At 72.9% G+C, this 15,700-nt stretch carries 18 protein-coding genes and 1 pseudogene; 12 read left to right on the forward strand and 7 right to left on the reverse strand.

The annotated features are described in order from the left end of the window. Positions 1–49: 49 nt before the first annotated feature. Positions 50–565, reverse strand: coding sequence for an NUDIX hydrolase (locus AC3EN4_RS25650; protein ID WP_435208414.1), 516 nt, complete (start codon positions 563–565; stop codon positions 50–52). Positions 566–629: 64 nt separating this feature from the next. Between AC3EN4_RS25650 and AC3EN4_RS25655 the strand changes: the two genes are divergently transcribed. Then, positions 630–1,121, forward strand: a complete 492-nt coding sequence (locus AC3EN4_RS25655; RefSeq protein WP_422739839.1) for a type II toxin-antitoxin system PemK/MazF family toxin — start codon at positions 630–632, stop codon at positions 1,119–1,121. Positions 1,122–1,160: 39 nt separating this feature from the next. On the opposite strand, the gene AC3EN4_RS25660 is transcribed toward AC3EN4_RS25655, so the two are convergent. Further along, the gene (locus AC3EN4_RS25660) at positions 1,161–1,805 is read right to left on the reverse strand and encodes a flavodoxin family protein (protein ID WP_435208415.1); all 645 of its coding nucleotides are present in this window, start codon (positions 1,803–1,805) and stop codon (positions 1,161–1,163) included. Positions 1,806–2,005: 200 nt separating this feature from the next. Between AC3EN4_RS25660 and AC3EN4_RS25665 the strand changes: the two genes are divergently transcribed. After that, the gene (locus tag AC3EN4_RS25665; protein ID WP_435208417.1) at positions 2,006–2,986 is read left to right on the forward strand and encodes a phosphotransferase enzyme family protein; all 981 of its coding nucleotides are present in this window, start codon (positions 2,006–2,008) and stop codon (positions 2,984–2,986) included. 140 nt (positions 2,987–3,126) lie between these two features. Then, positions 3,127–4,554: a rifampin monooxygenase gene (gene rox, locus AC3EN4_RS25670; protein ID WP_435208419.1), complete on the forward strand. Its 1,428-nt coding sequence runs from the start codon at positions 3,127–3,129 to the stop codon at positions 4,552–4,554. 4 nt (positions 4,555–4,558) lie between these two features. On the opposite strand, the gene AC3EN4_RS25675 is transcribed toward rox, so the two are convergent. Beyond that, on the reverse strand, positions 4,559–5,206 hold the full coding sequence (locus AC3EN4_RS25675) for a GGDEF domain-containing protein (RefSeq protein WP_422740687.1): 648 nt from the start codon (positions 5,204–5,206) through the stop codon (positions 4,559–4,561). A gap of 268 nt (positions 5,207–5,474) precedes the next feature. On the opposite strand from AC3EN4_RS25675, the gene AC3EN4_RS25680 reads away from it, so the two are divergent. The 7 genes from AC3EN4_RS25680 (at position 5,475) to AC3EN4_RS25710 (ending at position 11,258) form a co-directional block, all read left to right on the forward strand. Then, positions 5,475–5,714, forward strand: a complete 240-nt coding sequence (locus AC3EN4_RS25680) for a DUF397 domain-containing protein (protein ID WP_422739843.1) — start codon at positions 5,475–5,477, stop codon at positions 5,712–5,714. Between the two features lie 139 nt (positions 5,715–5,853). Beyond that, positions 5,854–6,741, forward strand: coding sequence for a helix-turn-helix domain-containing protein (locus tag AC3EN4_RS25685; RefSeq protein WP_435208421.1), 888 nt, complete (start codon positions 5,854–5,856; stop codon positions 6,739–6,741). A gap of 128 nt (positions 6,742–6,869) precedes the next feature. Continuing rightward, positions 6,870–7,910, forward strand: a complete 1,041-nt coding sequence (locus tag AC3EN4_RS25690; protein WP_435208423.1) for a LacI family DNA-binding transcriptional regulator — start codon at positions 6,870–6,872, stop codon at positions 7,908–7,910. 2 nt (positions 7,911–7,912) lie between these two features. Then, entirely contained in the window at positions 7,913–8,107 is a 195-nt protein-coding gene (locus AC3EN4_RS25695) for a hypothetical protein (protein WP_435208425.1), read from the forward strand. A gap of 94 nt (positions 8,108–8,201) precedes the next feature. Then, entirely contained in the window at positions 8,202–9,674 is a 1,473-nt protein-coding gene (locus AC3EN4_RS25700) for a serine/threonine-protein kinase (protein ID WP_435208427.1), read from the forward strand. Between the two features lie 14 nt (positions 9,675–9,688). Then, positions 9,689–10,564, forward strand: coding sequence for an alpha/beta fold hydrolase (locus AC3EN4_RS25705; RefSeq protein ID WP_435208429.1), 876 nt, complete (start codon positions 9,689–9,691; stop codon positions 10,562–10,564). A gap of 58 nt (positions 10,565–10,622) precedes the next feature. Next, a complete protein-coding gene (locus AC3EN4_RS25710; RefSeq protein ID WP_435208431.1) occupies positions 10,623–11,258 on the forward strand; it encodes a histidine phosphatase family protein in 636 nt (211 codons plus the stop codon). On the opposite strand, the gene AC3EN4_RS25715 is transcribed toward AC3EN4_RS25710, so the two are convergent. Genes AC3EN4_RS25715 through AC3EN4_RS25725 form a run of 3 tightly spaced genes read right to left on the reverse strand, consistent with a single transcriptional unit; the run spans position 11,255 to position 12,963 of the window. Next, a complete protein-coding gene (locus AC3EN4_RS25715; RefSeq protein ID WP_435208433.1) occupies positions 11,255–11,755 on the reverse strand; it encodes a DinB family protein in 501 nt (166 codons plus the stop codon). The genes AC3EN4_RS25710 and AC3EN4_RS25715 overlap by 4 nt on opposite strands. A 44-nt stretch (positions 11,756–11,799) precedes the next feature. Then, positions 11,800–12,243, reverse strand: coding sequence for a VOC family protein (locus AC3EN4_RS25720; RefSeq protein ID WP_435208435.1), 444 nt, complete (start codon positions 12,241–12,243; stop codon positions 11,800–11,802). Positions 12,244–12,282: 39 nt separating this feature from the next. Then, positions 12,283–12,963 (reverse strand): carbon-nitrogen hydrolase family protein, encoded by a 681-nt coding sequence (locus AC3EN4_RS25725; protein ID WP_435208509.1) that lies wholly within the window; start codon positions 12,961–12,963, stop codon positions 12,283–12,285. An 85-nt stretch (positions 12,964–13,048) separates the two neighbouring features. Between AC3EN4_RS25725 and AC3EN4_RS25730 the strand changes: the two genes are divergently transcribed. Together AC3EN4_RS25730 and AC3EN4_RS25735 are read left to right on the forward strand one after the other, a co-directional pair. Then, positions 13,049–13,840 (forward strand): DedA family protein, encoded by a 792-nt coding sequence (locus AC3EN4_RS25730; RefSeq protein ID WP_435208437.1) that lies wholly within the window; start codon positions 13,049–13,051, stop codon positions 13,838–13,840. Positions 13,841–14,391: 551 nt separating this feature from the next. Beyond that, entirely contained in the window at positions 14,392–14,976 is a 585-nt protein-coding gene (locus tag AC3EN4_RS25735; protein WP_435208439.1) for a hypothetical protein, read from the forward strand. Positions 14,977–15,401: 425 nt separating this feature from the next. Here the strand turns inward: AC3EN4_RS25735 and AC3EN4_RS25740 are convergent. Further along, positions 15,402–15,679 (reverse strand): annotated as a pseudogene (locus tag AC3EN4_RS25740) (A/G-specific adenine glycosylase); the annotation flags it as partial. Positions 15,680–15,700: the final 21 nt, after the last annotated feature.

Here is a 15,700-nt window from a genome sequence, read left to right on the forward strand (position 1 = left end):
CCCCCACTCTGCCGGGTGCGACCCGGTCCGGCATCCGCGCCGATCCTCCTCACGACCACAGCTCGAACGGCTCGTCGATGCGCTCGCCGGCCAGGAACGGCGTGATCAGCCGGGGGAGCTGGCCGGGATAGAAGCGTTCGCCGCTGGTCACCACGTCCGCCAGCGGCCACCAGCGGAAGCCGAAGTAGTCCTCCCGCTCGTAGTCGAGCCGGTCCGTCTCGTCCACGTCCGGACCGGGACCGGGCAGTCGTACGGCGACGATCACCTCGTCCTGGACGTGCCGCAGCTGGCGGTGCAGGAAGCTGGCCCGTCGTCGCCAGGTCGGCGCGCCCACCTGGCCGGGGGCGACCACGATGCCGGTCTCCTCGCGCAGCTCCCGCACGGCGGTCTCGCGGTACGTCTCGCCCGGGTCCATGCCACCGCCGGGCAGCTCCCACCAGGTGCCCAGCCGGGGGTGGTCCGGGTCGCGGGTGTGGAACAGCAGCACCCGGTCGCTGTCGTCGCAGACGACCACGCGTACCGCACGCCGTTGGAGGATCGGCAGGTCGTCGGGCACCTCGTTCATCGGCCCAGTCTGCCGCAGTGCGCCGGCTCCGGGGGTCCGCGCCGGGGCCGGTAGGCTGCCCGCCGTGGCTGGTCTGTTGAGGAACGTGGCGCAACGTATCTCCCGGGTGGGCGCGGCGATCCCGTCGCCCCGGCGTACCGGGCCGTCTCCGGCGCGGGTGGCCCGTCCCCGCCAGGTGAGCGCGTTGCAGCGGCGCGAGCTGAGCTACGCGCCGGAGGTCGACGGCCAGGCCGACCCGGGTGAGATCGTCTGGACCTGGGTGCCGTACGAGGACGACCCCCGCCAGGGCAAGGACCGTCCGGTGCTGGTGGTCGGGCGACACAGCCGGACGCTGTTCGGGCTGATGCTGTCCAGCCAGAGCGAGCGCGACGGGCAGCGGCACTGGTTCGCGCTCGGCCCCGGCGAGTGGGACCGGGACAAGCGGCCGAGCTGGGTGCGGCTGGACCGGGTGCTCACCATGCGCGAGGACAGCATCCGCCGCGAGGGTGCCGTGCTGGACCGGCCCCGGTTCGACCGGGTCGGGCAGGCGCTGCGCGCCGGCTACGGCTGGCGCTGACCGTACCCGTGGGACCCGGGCCGGGACGGCCTCGCCGGCTCATTCGCGGCTCGGGCCGACCCCGGCGTCCTGCGCCTCCGGCGGCGGGTACGGCTGCTCGGCGAGCAGTCGGGCCAGGTGTGCGCTGTTGAGCGCGAGGGCCTTGGTGGTGCGGCCGGTGGTGTCCGGTTTGGGACCGGCGTCGCGGTAGTCCACCGTGTGCAGGGCCTCGCCGACCCAGTAGGTCGCGCCGGCCGCGGCCACGGTGAAGCCCACCTCGTTGAGCGCCCCCTGCACCTCGGCGATGCTGTGGTGCGCGCCGTCCTCGTTCCCGACGACCGCGACGCCGGCCACCTTGCCGTAGGTGCGCAGCCGCCCCTCGTCGTCGGTCTCGGACAGCTCGGCGTCGAGGCGTTCGAGGACCATCTTGGTGACGCTCGCCGGCTGGCCGAGCCAGATCGGCGTGGCGATGATCAGGATCTGGGCGGCGAGCAGCTTGGCGCGGATGGCGGGCCAACCGTCACCGTCGCCCTCGTCGGTCGACACCCCGAAGCGCACCTTGTGGTCGACCACCCGGACGATCTCGCCGTCCACGCCCTGCCGGGCCAGTTCGGCCAGCACCTCCCGGCCCAGCTGGTCGGAGCTGGACGGTGCGGGCGACGGCTTGAGGGTGCAGTTGAGTACGAGCGCACGGATGCTCGGCACGGGGCTTCCTCTCGTCGGTCGGCTGGACCTTGCTGTCCCCGTACCCGCCCCCCACACCGAATCACCTGCTTTCCCACCCGAAAAAACCAGGACGCGTGATCAAGAGGTTCGCGTCAGAATCCGAGCCGACAGTGACGCGAACTTCTTGATCACCGCCGGCGGGCGGGGGACTGGGGACGTGGGTGGGCCGGGTGGATGTGGTGACGTGGGTTCGGGAGGAGTTCGGGCTTCGCTTGTCCAAGGTGGACGAGGTGCCGCACGGGGCTGATCTGCGGGCTCGACTGTGGCGGGGTGCGACGGGCGACGGCGCGCGGTACGCCGTCAAGCTCAGCGGAGGCGGTACGCCGGCCGGCCTGATCGTCACCGCGTACCTGGCCGAGCGGGGTGTGCCCGGTATCGCGCCGCCGGTGCGCACCCGCGACGGACGTCTGTACGCCGAGCGGGACGGGTACCGCCTGTCCGTGGTGCCGTGGGTCTCCGACCTGCGGGCGCTGGACGGCCCGATGACCGAGGCGCACTGGCGTGCCTACGGCGAACTGCTGGCCGCCGTGCACGCGGTACCGGTGACCGACGAGCTGGAACGGCTGCTGCCGCGCGGCGGTGACGCGTACCCCTCGATCGTGGCCGCCACCCGCGACGTGGCCGGACGGCTCCGCGACCGGGCCGACCACGACGATCCGTTGGTCGCCGAACTGGCCGCCGTCTGGTCGGCGCAGGCTGAGCGGGTGTCCACCGTGCTCGGTGGGATCGAACGACTCGCCGGCCACCGGGCCGGGCCGGCGGTGGTCTGCCACGGCGATCCCCACCTGGGCAACCTGCTGCTCGGCCCGGACGGCCAGGTCTGGTTGATCGACTGGGACGACGCGGTGCTCGCCCCGCCCGAGGGTGACCTGATGTTCGTGGTGGGCGGGGTGCTCGCCTTCGCGCCGGTCACCCCCGAGCAGGAGCGGGCCGCGCTCGCCGGATACGGCGCCGTCGACATCGACGCCGTGCGGCTGGCCTGGTTTCTCGCGGTACGCGCGCTCGACGACCTCAGCGACTGGACCCGCCAGGCGCTGGACCCGGCCGCGAACCTCGACGATCGGGCGACGGCCGCCCGGATCGTCCGGGGACTCGTCTCGCCGGTCGGCCTGGTGACCCTCGCCGACACCGCGCTGCGCGACGCGGTGGGACGGCGCTGAGCCGGAAAAACAGAAACGGCAGGGAGATCACACTCCCTGCCACTCCTAACGTATACCGCACCCGGGGTCTTGCGGCAAGACCCCGGTCGTGCCGCAGAATCTCCACCCGAAGCCCAAACATGGGAAAATCGGGGGATCTCGTGATCGATGTGATGATTGCCGGCGGTGGACCGACCGGCCTGATGCTCGCCGCTGAGCTGCGGCTGCACGACGTACGCGTGGTGGTGCTGGAGAAGGAGACCGAGCCGACCCCGCACGTCCGCTCGCTCGGGCTGCACGCGCGCAGCATCGAGGTGATGGACCAGCGCGGCCTGCTGGAACGCTTCCTCGCCCGGGGCACCCGGCATCCCCTCGGGGGGTACTTCGCGGCGATCCCCAAGCCGCCGCCGACCGGCCTCGACACCGCGCACGGGTACGTCCTCGGCATCCCGCAGACCAGCACGGACCGCCTGCTCGAAGAGCACGCCGTCGAGGTCGGCGTCGAGGTCCGGCGCGGCAGCGAGGTGGTCGGACTGAGCCAGGACGATGACGGGGTGACGGTGGAACTGGCCGACGGCACGCGGGTGCGCTCGCGCTTCCTCGTCGGCTGCGACGGCGGTCGCAGCACGGTCCGGCGGCTGCTCGGCGTCGACTTCCCCGGTGAACCCAGTCAGGCCGACTCGCTGCTCGGCGAGATGGAGGTGGGCGTACCCGCGCAGACGGTGGCCGAGGTGGTGGCCGAGGTACGCCGGACCCACCTGCGGTTCGGCCTCGGACCACTGGGCGACGGCGTGTACCGGGTCCTCGTACCCGCCGAGGGGGTGGCCACGGACCGCGCGGTCCCGCCGACCATCGAGGAGTTCCGACAGCAACTGCGGGCGTACGCGGGCACCGACTTCGGGGTGCACTCACCGCGCTGGCTCTCCCGCTTCGGCGACGCCACCCGGCTGGCCGAGCGGTACCGGGTCGGCCGGGTGCTGCTGGCCGGCGACGCCGCGCACATCCACCCACCGACCGGCGGGCAGGGCCTCAACCTCGGCATCCAGGACGCGGTCAACCTCGGTTGGAAGCTGGCCGCCGAGGTCAACGGTTGGGCGCCGGACGGGCTGCTGGACAGCTACCACGCCGAGCGGCACCCGGTCGCCGCCGACGTCCTGGTCAACACCCGCGCGCAGATGTTCCTGCTGTCACCGGACCCGGGGCCGCAGGCGGTACGCCACCTGTTGGCGGAGCTGATGGACTTCGAGGAGGTGAACCGGTACCTGATCGAGAAGGTCACCGCGCTCGGCGTCCGGTACGACTTCGGCCCCGGCCACGACCTGCTCGGTCGGCACCTGCGGGACGTGCGGCTGACCCGGGGGCGGCTCTACGAGCTGATGCGCGCCGGCCGGGGGCTGCTGCTGGACGCGACCGGTGGGCTCTCGGTCGCCGGGTGGGCGGACCGGGTCGACCACGTCGTCGACGCGGCCGAGGAGTTGGCCGTACCCGGCGTGCTGCTGCGGCCGGACGGTCATGTGGCGTGGGTCGGCGACGACCAGACCGGCCTGGTGAGGGAGCTGCGCCGCTGGTTCGGGGCGGGCGTCGCCTGAGTCGCTACTCCGCGAAGCGGGCGCTGTCGACGAGCTGGCGCGGTGAGCGCGGGCCGGAGAGGCTCTTCGCCTGGTACATGGCCGCGTCGGCGCGGCTGAGCGCGTCGGTGAGCTGGGCCGGGCCGGTCACCGGGGCGAGCCCCACCGACGCGGTGACCCGGACGCTGCACCCGCTGAGGCGGATGGGCGCGGCGACGGTCTCGCTGAGGCGTCGGGTGGCGTGCTCGATCCAGCGTCGGTCGACGGTCGGGCTGGCGAGCAGCCCCGCGAACTCGTCGCCGCCGAGGCGGGCGACGAGGTTGTCGCCGGCGAACCCGGCCAGTCGCTCGGCGACGCTGATCAGCACCTGGTCGCCGGCGGCGTGCCCGTACCGGTCGTTGATCTGCTTGAAGTCGTCGAGGTCGAGCACGATGGCGATCAGCGGCTGGCCGTCGGCGTTGGTGAGCAGGGCGGCGGCGAGACGGTAGAAGGCGCGGCGGTTGGGCAGCCCGGTGAGCGGGTCGTGGCTGGCGGCGTGCCGTTCGGCGGCGAGTTCGGCCTGGAGGTGCTCGATCTCGGCCTCGGCCCGCACGGCACGTCGGCGCAGTTGCCACGAGGAGAGCAGGGCTCCGGCGGCACAGACGCCGGAGGCGACGCTCATCGGATCCGGCAGGAGACCTCCCATCGCCGCGACCGCCTCCAGCCTTGCGTCTGCGCGGCGCGGTGCCGCGTCGGGGCCAGTTTTGCCTGGTCGCTACCCCGCTCGGGGTAACGCAAAGTGAACGGATAAGCACCGATCACGTGCGTTATCATGCTCGCCATCCGGTGCAGATGCAATAGCAGATGCACGTGCAGCACGGCCCGACCTCGATACCGCACCTCGCCGCGTCACCGCTCCTCCCACGGGCACCGGCGGGCTCGTGAGCAGAAAGACGCCTCTCATGCAACAGCCACCCAATGGCGTTCCGATCCCTCAGTTGCCCCCTCTGCGCTGGCAAAAGAGTCGCCGTAGCAACCCGAGCGGCAACTGCGTCGAACTCGCCGAACTGCCCGGGGGCGCCGGCATCGCCGTCCGCAACTCGCGTCATCCCGAGGGGCCGGCGCTGATCTACACAGTGGACGAAATCGCCGCCTTCGTACTCGGTGCCCGGGACGGGGACTTCGACCACCTGATCAACTGACCGGCCGCACAGAGAGGTCCCAGCGATGGGACTGAATCGCCGGTCCGGAGGAGTTCACCTCACTGTCGGTCCATGGCATGCTTACACGTCGGTCGGGCTCGGTGCCCGATCGCGTGGTCGGTATCCGGAGGTCCGCACAGTGACGATGGTTCCCGCCGAGGGCGGCCCGACAACCGGGCCAACCGTGCTGCGCATGCTGCTCGGCGCCCAGCTCCGTCGGCTGCGGGAGTCCAGCGGGGTGACCCGGGAGGGCGCCGGGTGGGAGATCCGCTCCTCCGAGTCGAAGATCAGCCGGATGGAGCTGGGTCGGGTCGGTTTCAAGGAGCGTGACGTCTCCGACCTGCTCACCCTCTACGGCGTCACCGACGCGGGGGAGCGCGAGGCGCTGCTCAAGCTCGCGCGGGACGCCAACAGCCCCGGTTGGTGGCACCGGTACGGCGACGTGCTGCCGAGTTGGTTCCAGTCATACCTGGGGCTGGAGGCGGCAGCGGCGCTGATCCGCAGCTACGAGGTGCAGTTCGTCCCCGGTCTGCTGCAGACCCCGGAGTACGCCCGGGCGGTCGTGCTGCTCGGGCACGGCGGCGCCGGCGTCGCCGAGATCGACCGCCGGGTGGACCTGCGGATGCAGCGCCAGCAACTGCTGCGCCGGGACAAGCCGCCGCTGCTCTGGGCCGTGGTGGACGAGGCCGCGCTGCGCCGCCCGATCGGCGGTCCCGAGGTGATGCGGGGCCAGCTCACCGCGCTCATCGAGGCGACCAAGTCGCCGACCGTCCGACTTCAGGTCATCCCCTTCGCCGCCGGTGGTCACGCGGCGGCTGGTGGCGCCTTCACCATCCTGCGCTTCGGTGACCAGGAGCTGCCCGACATCGTCTACATCGAACAGTTGACCAGCGCCCTCTACCTGGACAAGCGCGACGACCTCGACTACTACGCGGTGGCCATGGAGCGGCTCTGCGTCGAGGCCGAGCCGCCGGAGCGTACGCCGGAGATCCTGGGCCGGTTGCTGGAGGAGGTCTACCCGCAGTAGTGGTGCCCTGCTGAGGGCGCGTGCGGGTTCATTCGTATTGACCGCTGCCGACGTGTCGGACTAGTCTCTGTATCGATCCAGTCTGAATCGATACAGAGGGGCGTCGAGTGAAGCCGACACTGCAAGCCGTGGCGGACGCCGTCGGCGTCTCCCGCAGCACCGTGTCCAATGCCTACAGTCGCCCCGACCAGCTCTCCTCGGCCCTGCGCGAGCGGATCCTCGCCGCCGCGCGTCAGCTCGGCTACCCCGGGCCCAACCCGACCGCCCGCTCCCTGCGCCGCGGCTTCGTCGGCTCGATCGGGGTGCTGTTCACCTCGCAGTTGTCGTACGCCTTCACCGACCCCTTCGCCGTCCGCTTCCTCGCCGGGGTGGGCACCGCGACCGAGCGGCACGGCACCAGCATGCTGCTGGTGCCCCTGCCAAAGGAGCAGGTCGACGCCCGGCGGGCCGTGGAGAACGCCGCCGTCGACGGCTTCTGCGTGTACTGCGTGGCCGACGAGGAATGGGCGCTCGACGTCATCCGGGCCCGTGGCCTGCCGTACGTCAGCACGGCCGTCCGCGACGACGCCGCCGCCGACGAGCGATTCGTCGGCATCGACGAGCGCGCCGCCGCGCACAGCGTCGCCGCGCACGTGGCCGGGCTCGGTCACCGGCGGGTCGCCCTGCTCGTGGACTCCGTCCTGCCCGACGCGCCCGCCGGACCGGTGACCCTGTCCGGGTTCGACCGGGCCCCGCACCCGACCACCCGGGGCCGGCTCGCCGGGTTCGCCGACGCGTTCGCCGAGGTCGGCGTCGGCTGGTCGGAGCTGACACTGCTCAACGCCCCCGGCAACAGCGGCCACGCCGCGTCGGCCGCCGTGGCCGGACTGTTCGACCGGCCCGAGCCGCCCACCGCCGTGCTGGCCGGCTCCGACGTGCTCGCCCTCGGCGTGCTCGACGCCCTGGCCCGGCGACCGGGCGGCAGCCCGCCGGTCTCGGTGACCGGGTTCGACGACGTCCCCGAGGCGGCGGCGGCCGGCCTCACCACCGTCCGGCAGCCGGCCCAGGAGAAGGGCCGGATCGCCGCCGAACTGCTGCTCGACCCGCCCACGGACGCGGCCGCCGGCCACGTGCTGCTGCCCACCGAACTCGTCGTCCGGGCCTCCACCGGACCACACCTGAGGAGTTGACCATGGAATTCCCGACCGGGTACGTCACCGCCCTCGACGCGATGCACCGCCACGTCACCTCGGCCCGACCGGACGCCCCGGTCCAGACCGAGAGGGCCCGCCGGCCGCTGTTCGCCCCGACCCGACAGGTGACCGCCGTCGCCCTGCGCCGGCTCGCCGACCGGATCCAGCCCCGACCGGTGCCCCGCTGCTCCTGAGCGTCCGCCCATTGCGGCACTCCGGGGACGAACAGTACCGGTCCGGACACGCAGGGTGGTCGATCGGGCACTCGCCGGGCAGACTGGTCTGGCCATGTCACCCTTCACGCCCACCCTCCGCCTCCACGACCGCTACGTCCTGCGCGAGCGGATCGGGCTCGGCGGCATGTCCGAGGTGTGGCGGGCCGACGACGAGGTGCTCGGCCGGCCGGTGGCGATCAAGGTGCTCGCCGGCCAGCTCGCCGCCGACCCGCACCTGCGGGCCACCATCCAGCGCGAGGCCCGCGCGGCCGCCCGGCTCACCCACCCACACGTCACCCAGGTGTACGACTACGCCGAGGCGACCCTGACCGACGGCGTTGTGGTCCCGTACCTGGTGATGGAGCTGGTCGAGGGCCACAACCTGGCCGACCGGCTGCGCTCCGGCCCGCTGCCCTGGCCGGAGGCGGTCCGGGTGGCCGGGCACATCGCGGCCGCGCTGGCCGCCGCGCACCGCATCGGGGTGGTGCACCGCGACGTGAAGCCGGGCAACGTCATGCTCACCGACACCGGCGCCAAGGTGCTCGACTTCGGCATCGCCGCGCTCGGCGGACTCGACAGCCAGTCCGGCGAGCCGGTGATGGGCACACCCGCGTACTTCGCCCCGGAACGCCTCGCCGCCGGCCCGCCCGACCCGGCCAGCGACGTGTACGCCCTCGGCGCGCTGCTCTACCGCATGCTCAGCGGCGAGGCGCCCCTGCCCGTGCAGAGCTGGGAGGACGCCATCGAGGTGCACCGGCGCGGCACACCCGTGCCGCCGCTGCGCGTACCCGGCCTACCCGCCGACATCGCCGCGCTGACCCTCGCCTGCCTCGCCGCCGACCCGGCCCGGCGGCCCAGCGCCGCACAGCTCGCCCGCCGGTTCGGCGCCGGCCAGCCGGTCGAGCCCCCCACCGAGCTGCTCCGGATCGTCCCGGCGGCCCATCCGCCCACCCTGATCGACCGCTCGGCCGCCCTGATCGACCGCCCGGTCCTCGGCCCCGTACCGGTCGTGTCCGCACCGGTCCGACGCCGTTCGCGCCGGCCGGTCGCGCTCGCCGTCGCCGCAAGTCTCGCTGTGCTGCTCGGTCTAGGCGCGCTGCTCACCCAGGGTCTCGGCGCGCCCGACACCACCGGCTCCGGCCCGGTCGCCGCCCCGTCGTCGCCCGCCACCACGGCACCCTCGCCCCGGACCCAGTCGCCGACGCCGGCGACCCCCACCTCCCCGTCGCCCCGGCCCAGCAGCGCGGTGCCGTCGACCGTCGGACAGCAGCTACCGGTCAGCTTCCGGCAGGTCAGCGACGAGTTCGCGCGGGTGCTCGCCGCGGCGGTCGCCGCTGGCGACGTCGACCGGCGGACGGCCGAGGACCTGCGCGACGATCTCGCCGACGCGAACCGGCGTACCCGGGACCGCGAGCGGCGCATCGCCGACCTGCGGGACACCATCGCCGAGCTGGTGGACCGGGGCCGACTGCCCCGACAGACCGCCGTCCAGCTCGACACGCTGCTGGCCCAGACCCGAGAGCTGCCCGCCGACCGCGGCGACTGAGTAGTCTCACCGGCATGCCGACGAAGCAGACGCACCGCCTCGCCGTGCCCGGCGCCGACCTGGCCTACGACGTCCGCGGCCCACTACCCCCGACCGGCGCACGGCGCGCGTTGCTCATGATCGGCCAGCCCATGACGGCGGAGGGCTTCGACGCGCTCGCCCCGCACTTCGCGGACCGGACCGTCGTCACCTACGACCCGCGCGGCCTCGGTCGCAGCACCCGCAGCGACGGTCGCCGCGACAACACCCCCCAGCAGCAGGCGGCCGACCTGCACCTGCTCGTCGCGGCGCTCGGCGGCGGCCCGGTGGACATCTTCGCCAGCAGCGGCGGCGCGGTGACCGCGCTCGAACTCGTCGCGACCCATCCCGGCGACGTCGGCACGCTGGTGGCGCACGAGCCGCCGATCAACGCGGTGCTTCCCGACGCGGCGGCGGCCGAGCGCGCCCGGAACGCCTTCAACGAGGCGTACGAGGCGAAGGGGTTCGGGGCCGGCATGGCCGCGTTCATCGCGATGACGTCGTGGCAGGGCGAGTTCACCGACGCCTACTCCGCCCAGCCCGCGCCCGACCCCGCGATGGTCGGCATGCCCACCGAGGACGACGGCAGCCGCGACAACCCGCTGCTGTCGAAGGACTCGTGGGCGATCACCGACTACCGCCCCGACGCGAGCGTCCTCACGGCCGCCTCGACCCGGATCGTGATCGCGGTCGGCGAGGAGTCGGCGGGCACGTACACCGCGCGTACCGCCCTCGGCACGGCGGCGCTGCTCGGCCGGGAGGCCGTGGTGTTCCCGAGCCACCACGGCGGCTTCCTCGGTGGCGAGTTCGGGTACGCGGGCAAGCCCGAGGAGTTCGCCGCGCGGCTGCGCGAGGTGCTGGACGCCGAGTGACGTCGTCGTCGGTCCGGACGGTTGATCCATCCGCCGGCGTCGCTGGCATGATGGGCCGATGCGAACACGGCTGATCTTCGTGCGGCACGGTGAGTCGGTCCACCAGATCGACGGGATCGTGGGCGGCCCGCACGGGTGCCGGGGGCTGACGCCGCTCGGCCACGACCAGGCCCACCGGCTGGCCCAGCGACTGGTCGACGAGTACGCCGTCGAGGGGCCGGTGGCGGTGTACTCGTCCGTGCTGCGCCGGGCTGTCGAGACCGCGCAGCCCATCGCCGCGGCGTTCGGTGTCCGGCCACTGGCCGACTGCGGCCTCTGCACCTGGCACACCCCGCCGTACGCCGACGGGTTGCCGGTCACCCGTTTCCGTACCGAGCACGCGGTGCCCGGTGGGGGAGTGTTCCGCCCGTTCGAGGACGGCAACGAGAGCTGGGCCGAACTGGTCGTCCGGGTCAGCCGCGCCGTCATGGAGATCGCGCACCGGCACCGGGGCGGCACCGTCCTCCTGGTCGGCCACAGCGAGACCGTGGAGGGCGCCTTCCACGCGCTCGCCGCGCAGCCGATCTTCCGGGCGTTCGACCTGGACGTGCCCCCGGCCTCGATCAGCGAGTGGGTCACCGACCACGACACCGGCGGTTGGCCGCCGGCCCGCTGGACCCTGCGCCGCTTCGGGGACACGGCCCGGGTCGGCTAGCCCTCGGCGAGGATCTGCTCGCGCAGGATCTCCGCGTGCCCGCAGTGCTGCGCCAACTCCCGAAGGACGTGCAGGTACACCCAGCGCAGCGGCAGCGGACCGCGCCGGTTGCCGCGCACCACGTCGTCCAGACCCAGCGACGCCGTCGCACGGCGGGACGCCTCGCACGCCTCGCGGTGGGCCTGCTGGACGCTGGCGATGGTGTCGCTGTCGTCGAGGATGAACGACTCGTCGGGCGTCGCCGGGATGCCGATCTCGGCACGCGAGCGGCAGGTGATCGCCTCGTCGAACCAGACCTTCTCCACGAAGGCCGCGTGCTTCACCAGGCCCAGCAGGGTTGTCCGCGACGTCACCAGCGAGCGTCGTGCCTGCTCCTCGGTCAGCCCGTCCAGGGACTCGTTGAGCGCGCGGCGGTGCTCGTCGATGAAGGTCTCGATCTGCGTCTGGGCGGGCTGATCGATGACGTCGTCGGCGAAGGTGGGCGGGAAGATCGTCATGGACCGAAGCATGTCAAAGGCCGTGGCCCGAGATCAACCACGGCTCACCCGCCGAACGAGACGAGTGCGCCGCGTTCGTCGAAGACCGCCGAACCCGCCCAGGCGATCTCCCACCGGTTGCCCTCCGGATCGGCGACGTACGCCGAGCGGCCACCCCACGGGCGGTCCGTGGGCGTCGCCACCACCGTCGCCCCCGCTGCGACGGCCGCCGCGAAAGCCGTGTCGACATCCCCACGCTGGTCGACATTGCAGGCCAGCGTCACGCCGGACCAGCCGCCGGCCGGATCGGGGACACCGGGCGCCGCCTCGGCGGCCAACTCGGACAGCGGGTAGAGGGCGAGCAGAACGCCCCCGAGCAGGAACGCCGACCAGCCGTCGTCGCCGGCCGGCAGCTCCGGCCAGCCCAGGGACCGGTAGAAGGATCGCAGCCGGCCCAGGTCGCGGGCACCGAGGGTGATCACGGACAGCCGGGGAGGGATCGCGCTCACGGCCCGATCCTGCCCTACCGGTACGACAGATCCCCGTCCTCAGTGGATCAAGGTTGCCACCCACTCGCCCGGCCTCGTGCCGGCCCGGGCAGCCACCTCGGCGCGCGGTGTCCAGATGGCCGAGCGGCCGGCCGCCTCGGTGTAGCCGCCGCCGGTCGATCCGGCGAAGCTCGCCATCGCCACCCAGACCCCGTGCGTGGCGACGATCCGGCGTGCCCGCTCGTCCGGCACGGCGGCGTCCCGGGCCGACTCCAGCACGCCCGCCGCGTACACGTCGATGCCGAGTGCCGCCGTCGACTCCGCGTGCTCGGCGACCCCGGTGTCCTTGCAGACCGCCAGACCGACGCGCCATCCGTCCACATCGAGCACGCCCGGTGTGTCTCCCGGCCGGAACCGCTGCGCCTCCGCGCCGCCCAGCCACATCTTCCGGTACGCCACGGTCACGCCGTCGCCGGTCACCGCCAGCACGGCGATGTGGTCACCGGCGATCGGCGCGCCGGCCAGCGCCAGCGTGCCCGCCTCGGCGCACGCGTCGACAAGCGGCGTCAACCGCGGGTCGTCCACCGGCACGATCGGCCCCTGCAACTCGTACCCGGTCAGGGACAGCTCCGGAAAGACCACGAGCCGGGCGCGCGCCGCGCGGACCGCGTCGGCGTGCGCCCGTGCGTTGTGCGCGACATCCAGGGGTACGCACGGCGGCTGCGCCACGGCCAGCCGCAACGGACCGCGCGGCGGCCCCTCCGTGGCGGTCTGCGGGGCCTGCGGCTCTCGGGTGACTCTCAGGATCGCTTCGTAGCGTGTGCGCATGCTTCGAACGTCGCATCCTGTTCTCGCCACCGGAACCCCCGCCGCCGCGGCCGAACCGCCACAGGGCGGGATCGTCGGCTACGTCAGCGACCTGGTGGAACGGCTCGGCGGGCCGGGCGCAGGTCTGGCGGTGGCGCTGGAGAACCTGTTTCCGCCGATCCCCAGCGAGGTCATCCTGCCGCTGGCCGGCTTCGTGGCCGCGCAGGGTCGGATGAGCCTGGTCGGCGCGATCTTCTGGACCACGCTGGGCTCGGTGCTGGGCGCGTTGGCGCTCTATCTGATCGGCGCGTCCCTGGGCCGCGACCGGATGCGTGCCATCGTGGCCCGACTGCCCCTGGTGAAACTCAGCGACGTGGACCGGACCGAGGCGTGGTTCCTGCGGCACGGCGTGAAGGCCGTGTTCTTCGGCCGGATGATCCCGATCTTCCGGAGCCTGATCTCCATCCCGGCCGGCGTGGAGCGGATGCCGGTGCGGACCTTCCTGCTCTACACCACGCTGGGCAGCCTGATCTGGAACACCACCTTCGTGCTCGCCGGCTATCTGCTCGGTGACAACTGGCACCTCGTCGAGGGCTACGTCGGCGCACTCCAGAACGTCGTCATCGTCGCCTGCGTCGCGGGTGTCGCCTGGTTCGTCGGCTCGCGGGTGCTGAAGGCGCGCCGCTCCGCCCGCAACCTCGGATCGGACTCGGACGTCTCCGGCCGGGGTGCGGCACCGGCGGGTACGCCGGACCCCGACGGTCGCGGCACCCTCTACCGGGGCGCCTCCTGGGCCTCGGACGAACGCTAGCCACCGGTTCACCCCGCGCGGACGGGACGTCCTGCACGAGATGGCCCAGGGGCCGCCCGATCCGCTTGATCGACACGACTTCACCGATATGGGGGTGTCGACCGGTCCCGGATACCCCGAGTTCGGCGATCTCGAGTCGATCACCGGGCCGGATCGGCTCGGGTGGGCGCGATGTCCGGTTGTGGGGCCCGTGTGGTGACCGGCTGCACTCGTGGGCTGGAATCGTGGCGGGCTGGGGGCCGTTACACACCCTGACGATCGCAGGACCACGGGTCAGACGCCCCCACGGGCCGCCCGCCTGTGGGAATGGCCCCGGCCACCGGGTCGTTTCACACTGACCGGCCGCCGCGAGCACCCCGCCCGCAGGCCGCCAGGCCCCCGGGAATGACCCCGGTCGTCGGGTCGTTGAACCCGGTCCGCGGCGCCCGAGCCCCCGCTCGCAGGCCGCCGCCCCCCAAGACTTTGCCAGCGCCCGGACGAGGTGCGCACATCCGCGTCGCCGCTCCCCGGTGGTGAGGCGGGTGTTCCCTACCCCCGAAGGAGCTACCCCCATGAACACGATCTTCCGTAAGAGCATGCTGTCCGTTGCCGGTCTCGCGTTCGCCGGTGGGGTCTTCGCCGGCCCGATCGCGCACGTCGCCACCTCGCACACGGACACCCGGCCGGTGGCCGTGGTGCAGGCCGACAAGCCCGACACCAGCAAGCTGATCCCGCACGGCACCCAGGGCGAGCAGTCGCACATCGACCTGAACGACGAGCAGGTCGATAACGCCAAGGCCATCATCGCGGCCACGAAGAAGGCGGGTCTGCCGGAGCGCGCCGCGGTCATCTCGATCGCGACGAGCCTGCAGGAGTCGAAGCTGGAGAACCTCGGCCACCTGGGCGACGCCAACGACCACGACTCGCTGGGTCTGTTCCAGCAGCGCCCGTCCAGTGGTTGGGGTACGCCGGAGCAGATCACCGATCCGGAGTACTCGACGACGGCGTTCCTCAAGGGCCTGCGTCAGGTTGACGGTTGGCAGGACATGCCGCTGACCGTGGCCGCGCAGACCGTGCAGGTCTCGGCGTACCCGGACGCGTACGCCCAGTGGGAGCAGCAGGCCGCCGACCTGGTCGGCCAGTACTGGAACAGCTGACCCACCGCACGACCCGATTGGTGGCCGGCATCCCCCGGGGTGCCGGCCATCGGTATCTCCGCCCGGCGGATCGTCTCTCCCGAACGACCTCGCCGGAGCGGGAACATCGGGCGGCGTCGGCTGGTTGTGAACCAGTGTCGGTGTGACTCAGTGTCCCCGGGCCTCACCTACATAGCCCTCGCGGAATACCGTTCGGCTGGAGCCGCGTCGCGCCACTCGCCGAGAGGCGACCTGCACACCGACACCGGCGCCGCCCCCGACCATCTGGTCGGGGGCGGCGCTTTCTTTTGGATGCCGATCCCTATCCCGCAACATCTGCGGTCCGGCCGGGAGCGCTGGCAAGATCGCGCAGCATCCTGGATGTAGTGGCATCCGGCGCGGCGGACACCACTACATCCAGGATCGAGCGTGATCCAGCGCCGAGCGCGGAACGAGTCGGCGCCGACCGGTTCCACCCGGCCGTCCTGCACCAGGCCGGCCAGGGCGCGGGCGCGCGCTGCACGTCGTCGGTCCACACCTGGTCGAGTCGCTGGTGCGGGACCGGGCCGGTGCTCTCCCGGAGCACCCCGAGCAGCGGTCCGCGCACCTGCCGGTCGGTGCCCGCGTACCGCTGCGAGCGGCGGGTCGGGCCGGTCAGCGGCTCCTGTCCGGAGGCCCGCCAGGCGCAGACCGACTCGACCGGGCAGGCCGTGCAGCGCGGTGCTGTGCCCGGCGGGCGCGATGA

The organism is Micromonospora sp. bgisy143 (assembly GCF_057708145.1).

Coding starts and splice junctions, on each gene's coding strand:
- AC3EN4_RS25650 (WP_435208414.1), bottom strand. CDS start 565: ATGAACGAGGTGCCCGACGACCTGCCGATCCTCCAACGGCGTGCGGTA.
- AC3EN4_RS25680 (WP_422739843.1), top strand. CDS start 5,475: ATGCAACAGCCACCCAATGGCGTTCCGATCCCTCAGTTGCCCCCTCTG.
- AC3EN4_RS25695 (WP_435208425.1), top strand. CDS start 7,913: ATGGAATTCCCGACCGGGTACGTCACCGCCCTCGACGCGATGCACCGC.
- AC3EN4_RS25700 (WP_435208427.1), top strand. CDS start 8,202: ATGTCACCCTTCACGCCCACCCTCCGCCTCCACGACCGCTACGTCCTG.
- AC3EN4_RS25705 (WP_435208429.1), top strand. CDS start 9,689: ATGCCGACGAAGCAGACGCACCGCCTCGCCGTGCCCGGCGCCGACCTG.
- AC3EN4_RS25710 (WP_435208431.1), top strand. CDS start 10,623: ATGCGAACACGGCTGATCTTCGTGCGGCACGGTGAGTCGGTCCACCAG.
- AC3EN4_RS25715 (WP_435208433.1), bottom strand. CDS start 11,755: ATGACGATCTTCCCGCCCACCTTCGCCGACGACGTCATCGATCAGCCC.
- AC3EN4_RS25730 (WP_435208437.1), top strand. CDS start 13,049: ATGCTTCGAACGTCGCATCCTGTTCTCGCCACCGGAACCCCCGCCGCC.
- AC3EN4_RS25735 (WP_435208439.1), top strand. CDS start 14,392: ATGAACACGATCTTCCGTAAGAGCATGCTGTCCGTTGCCGGTCTCGCG.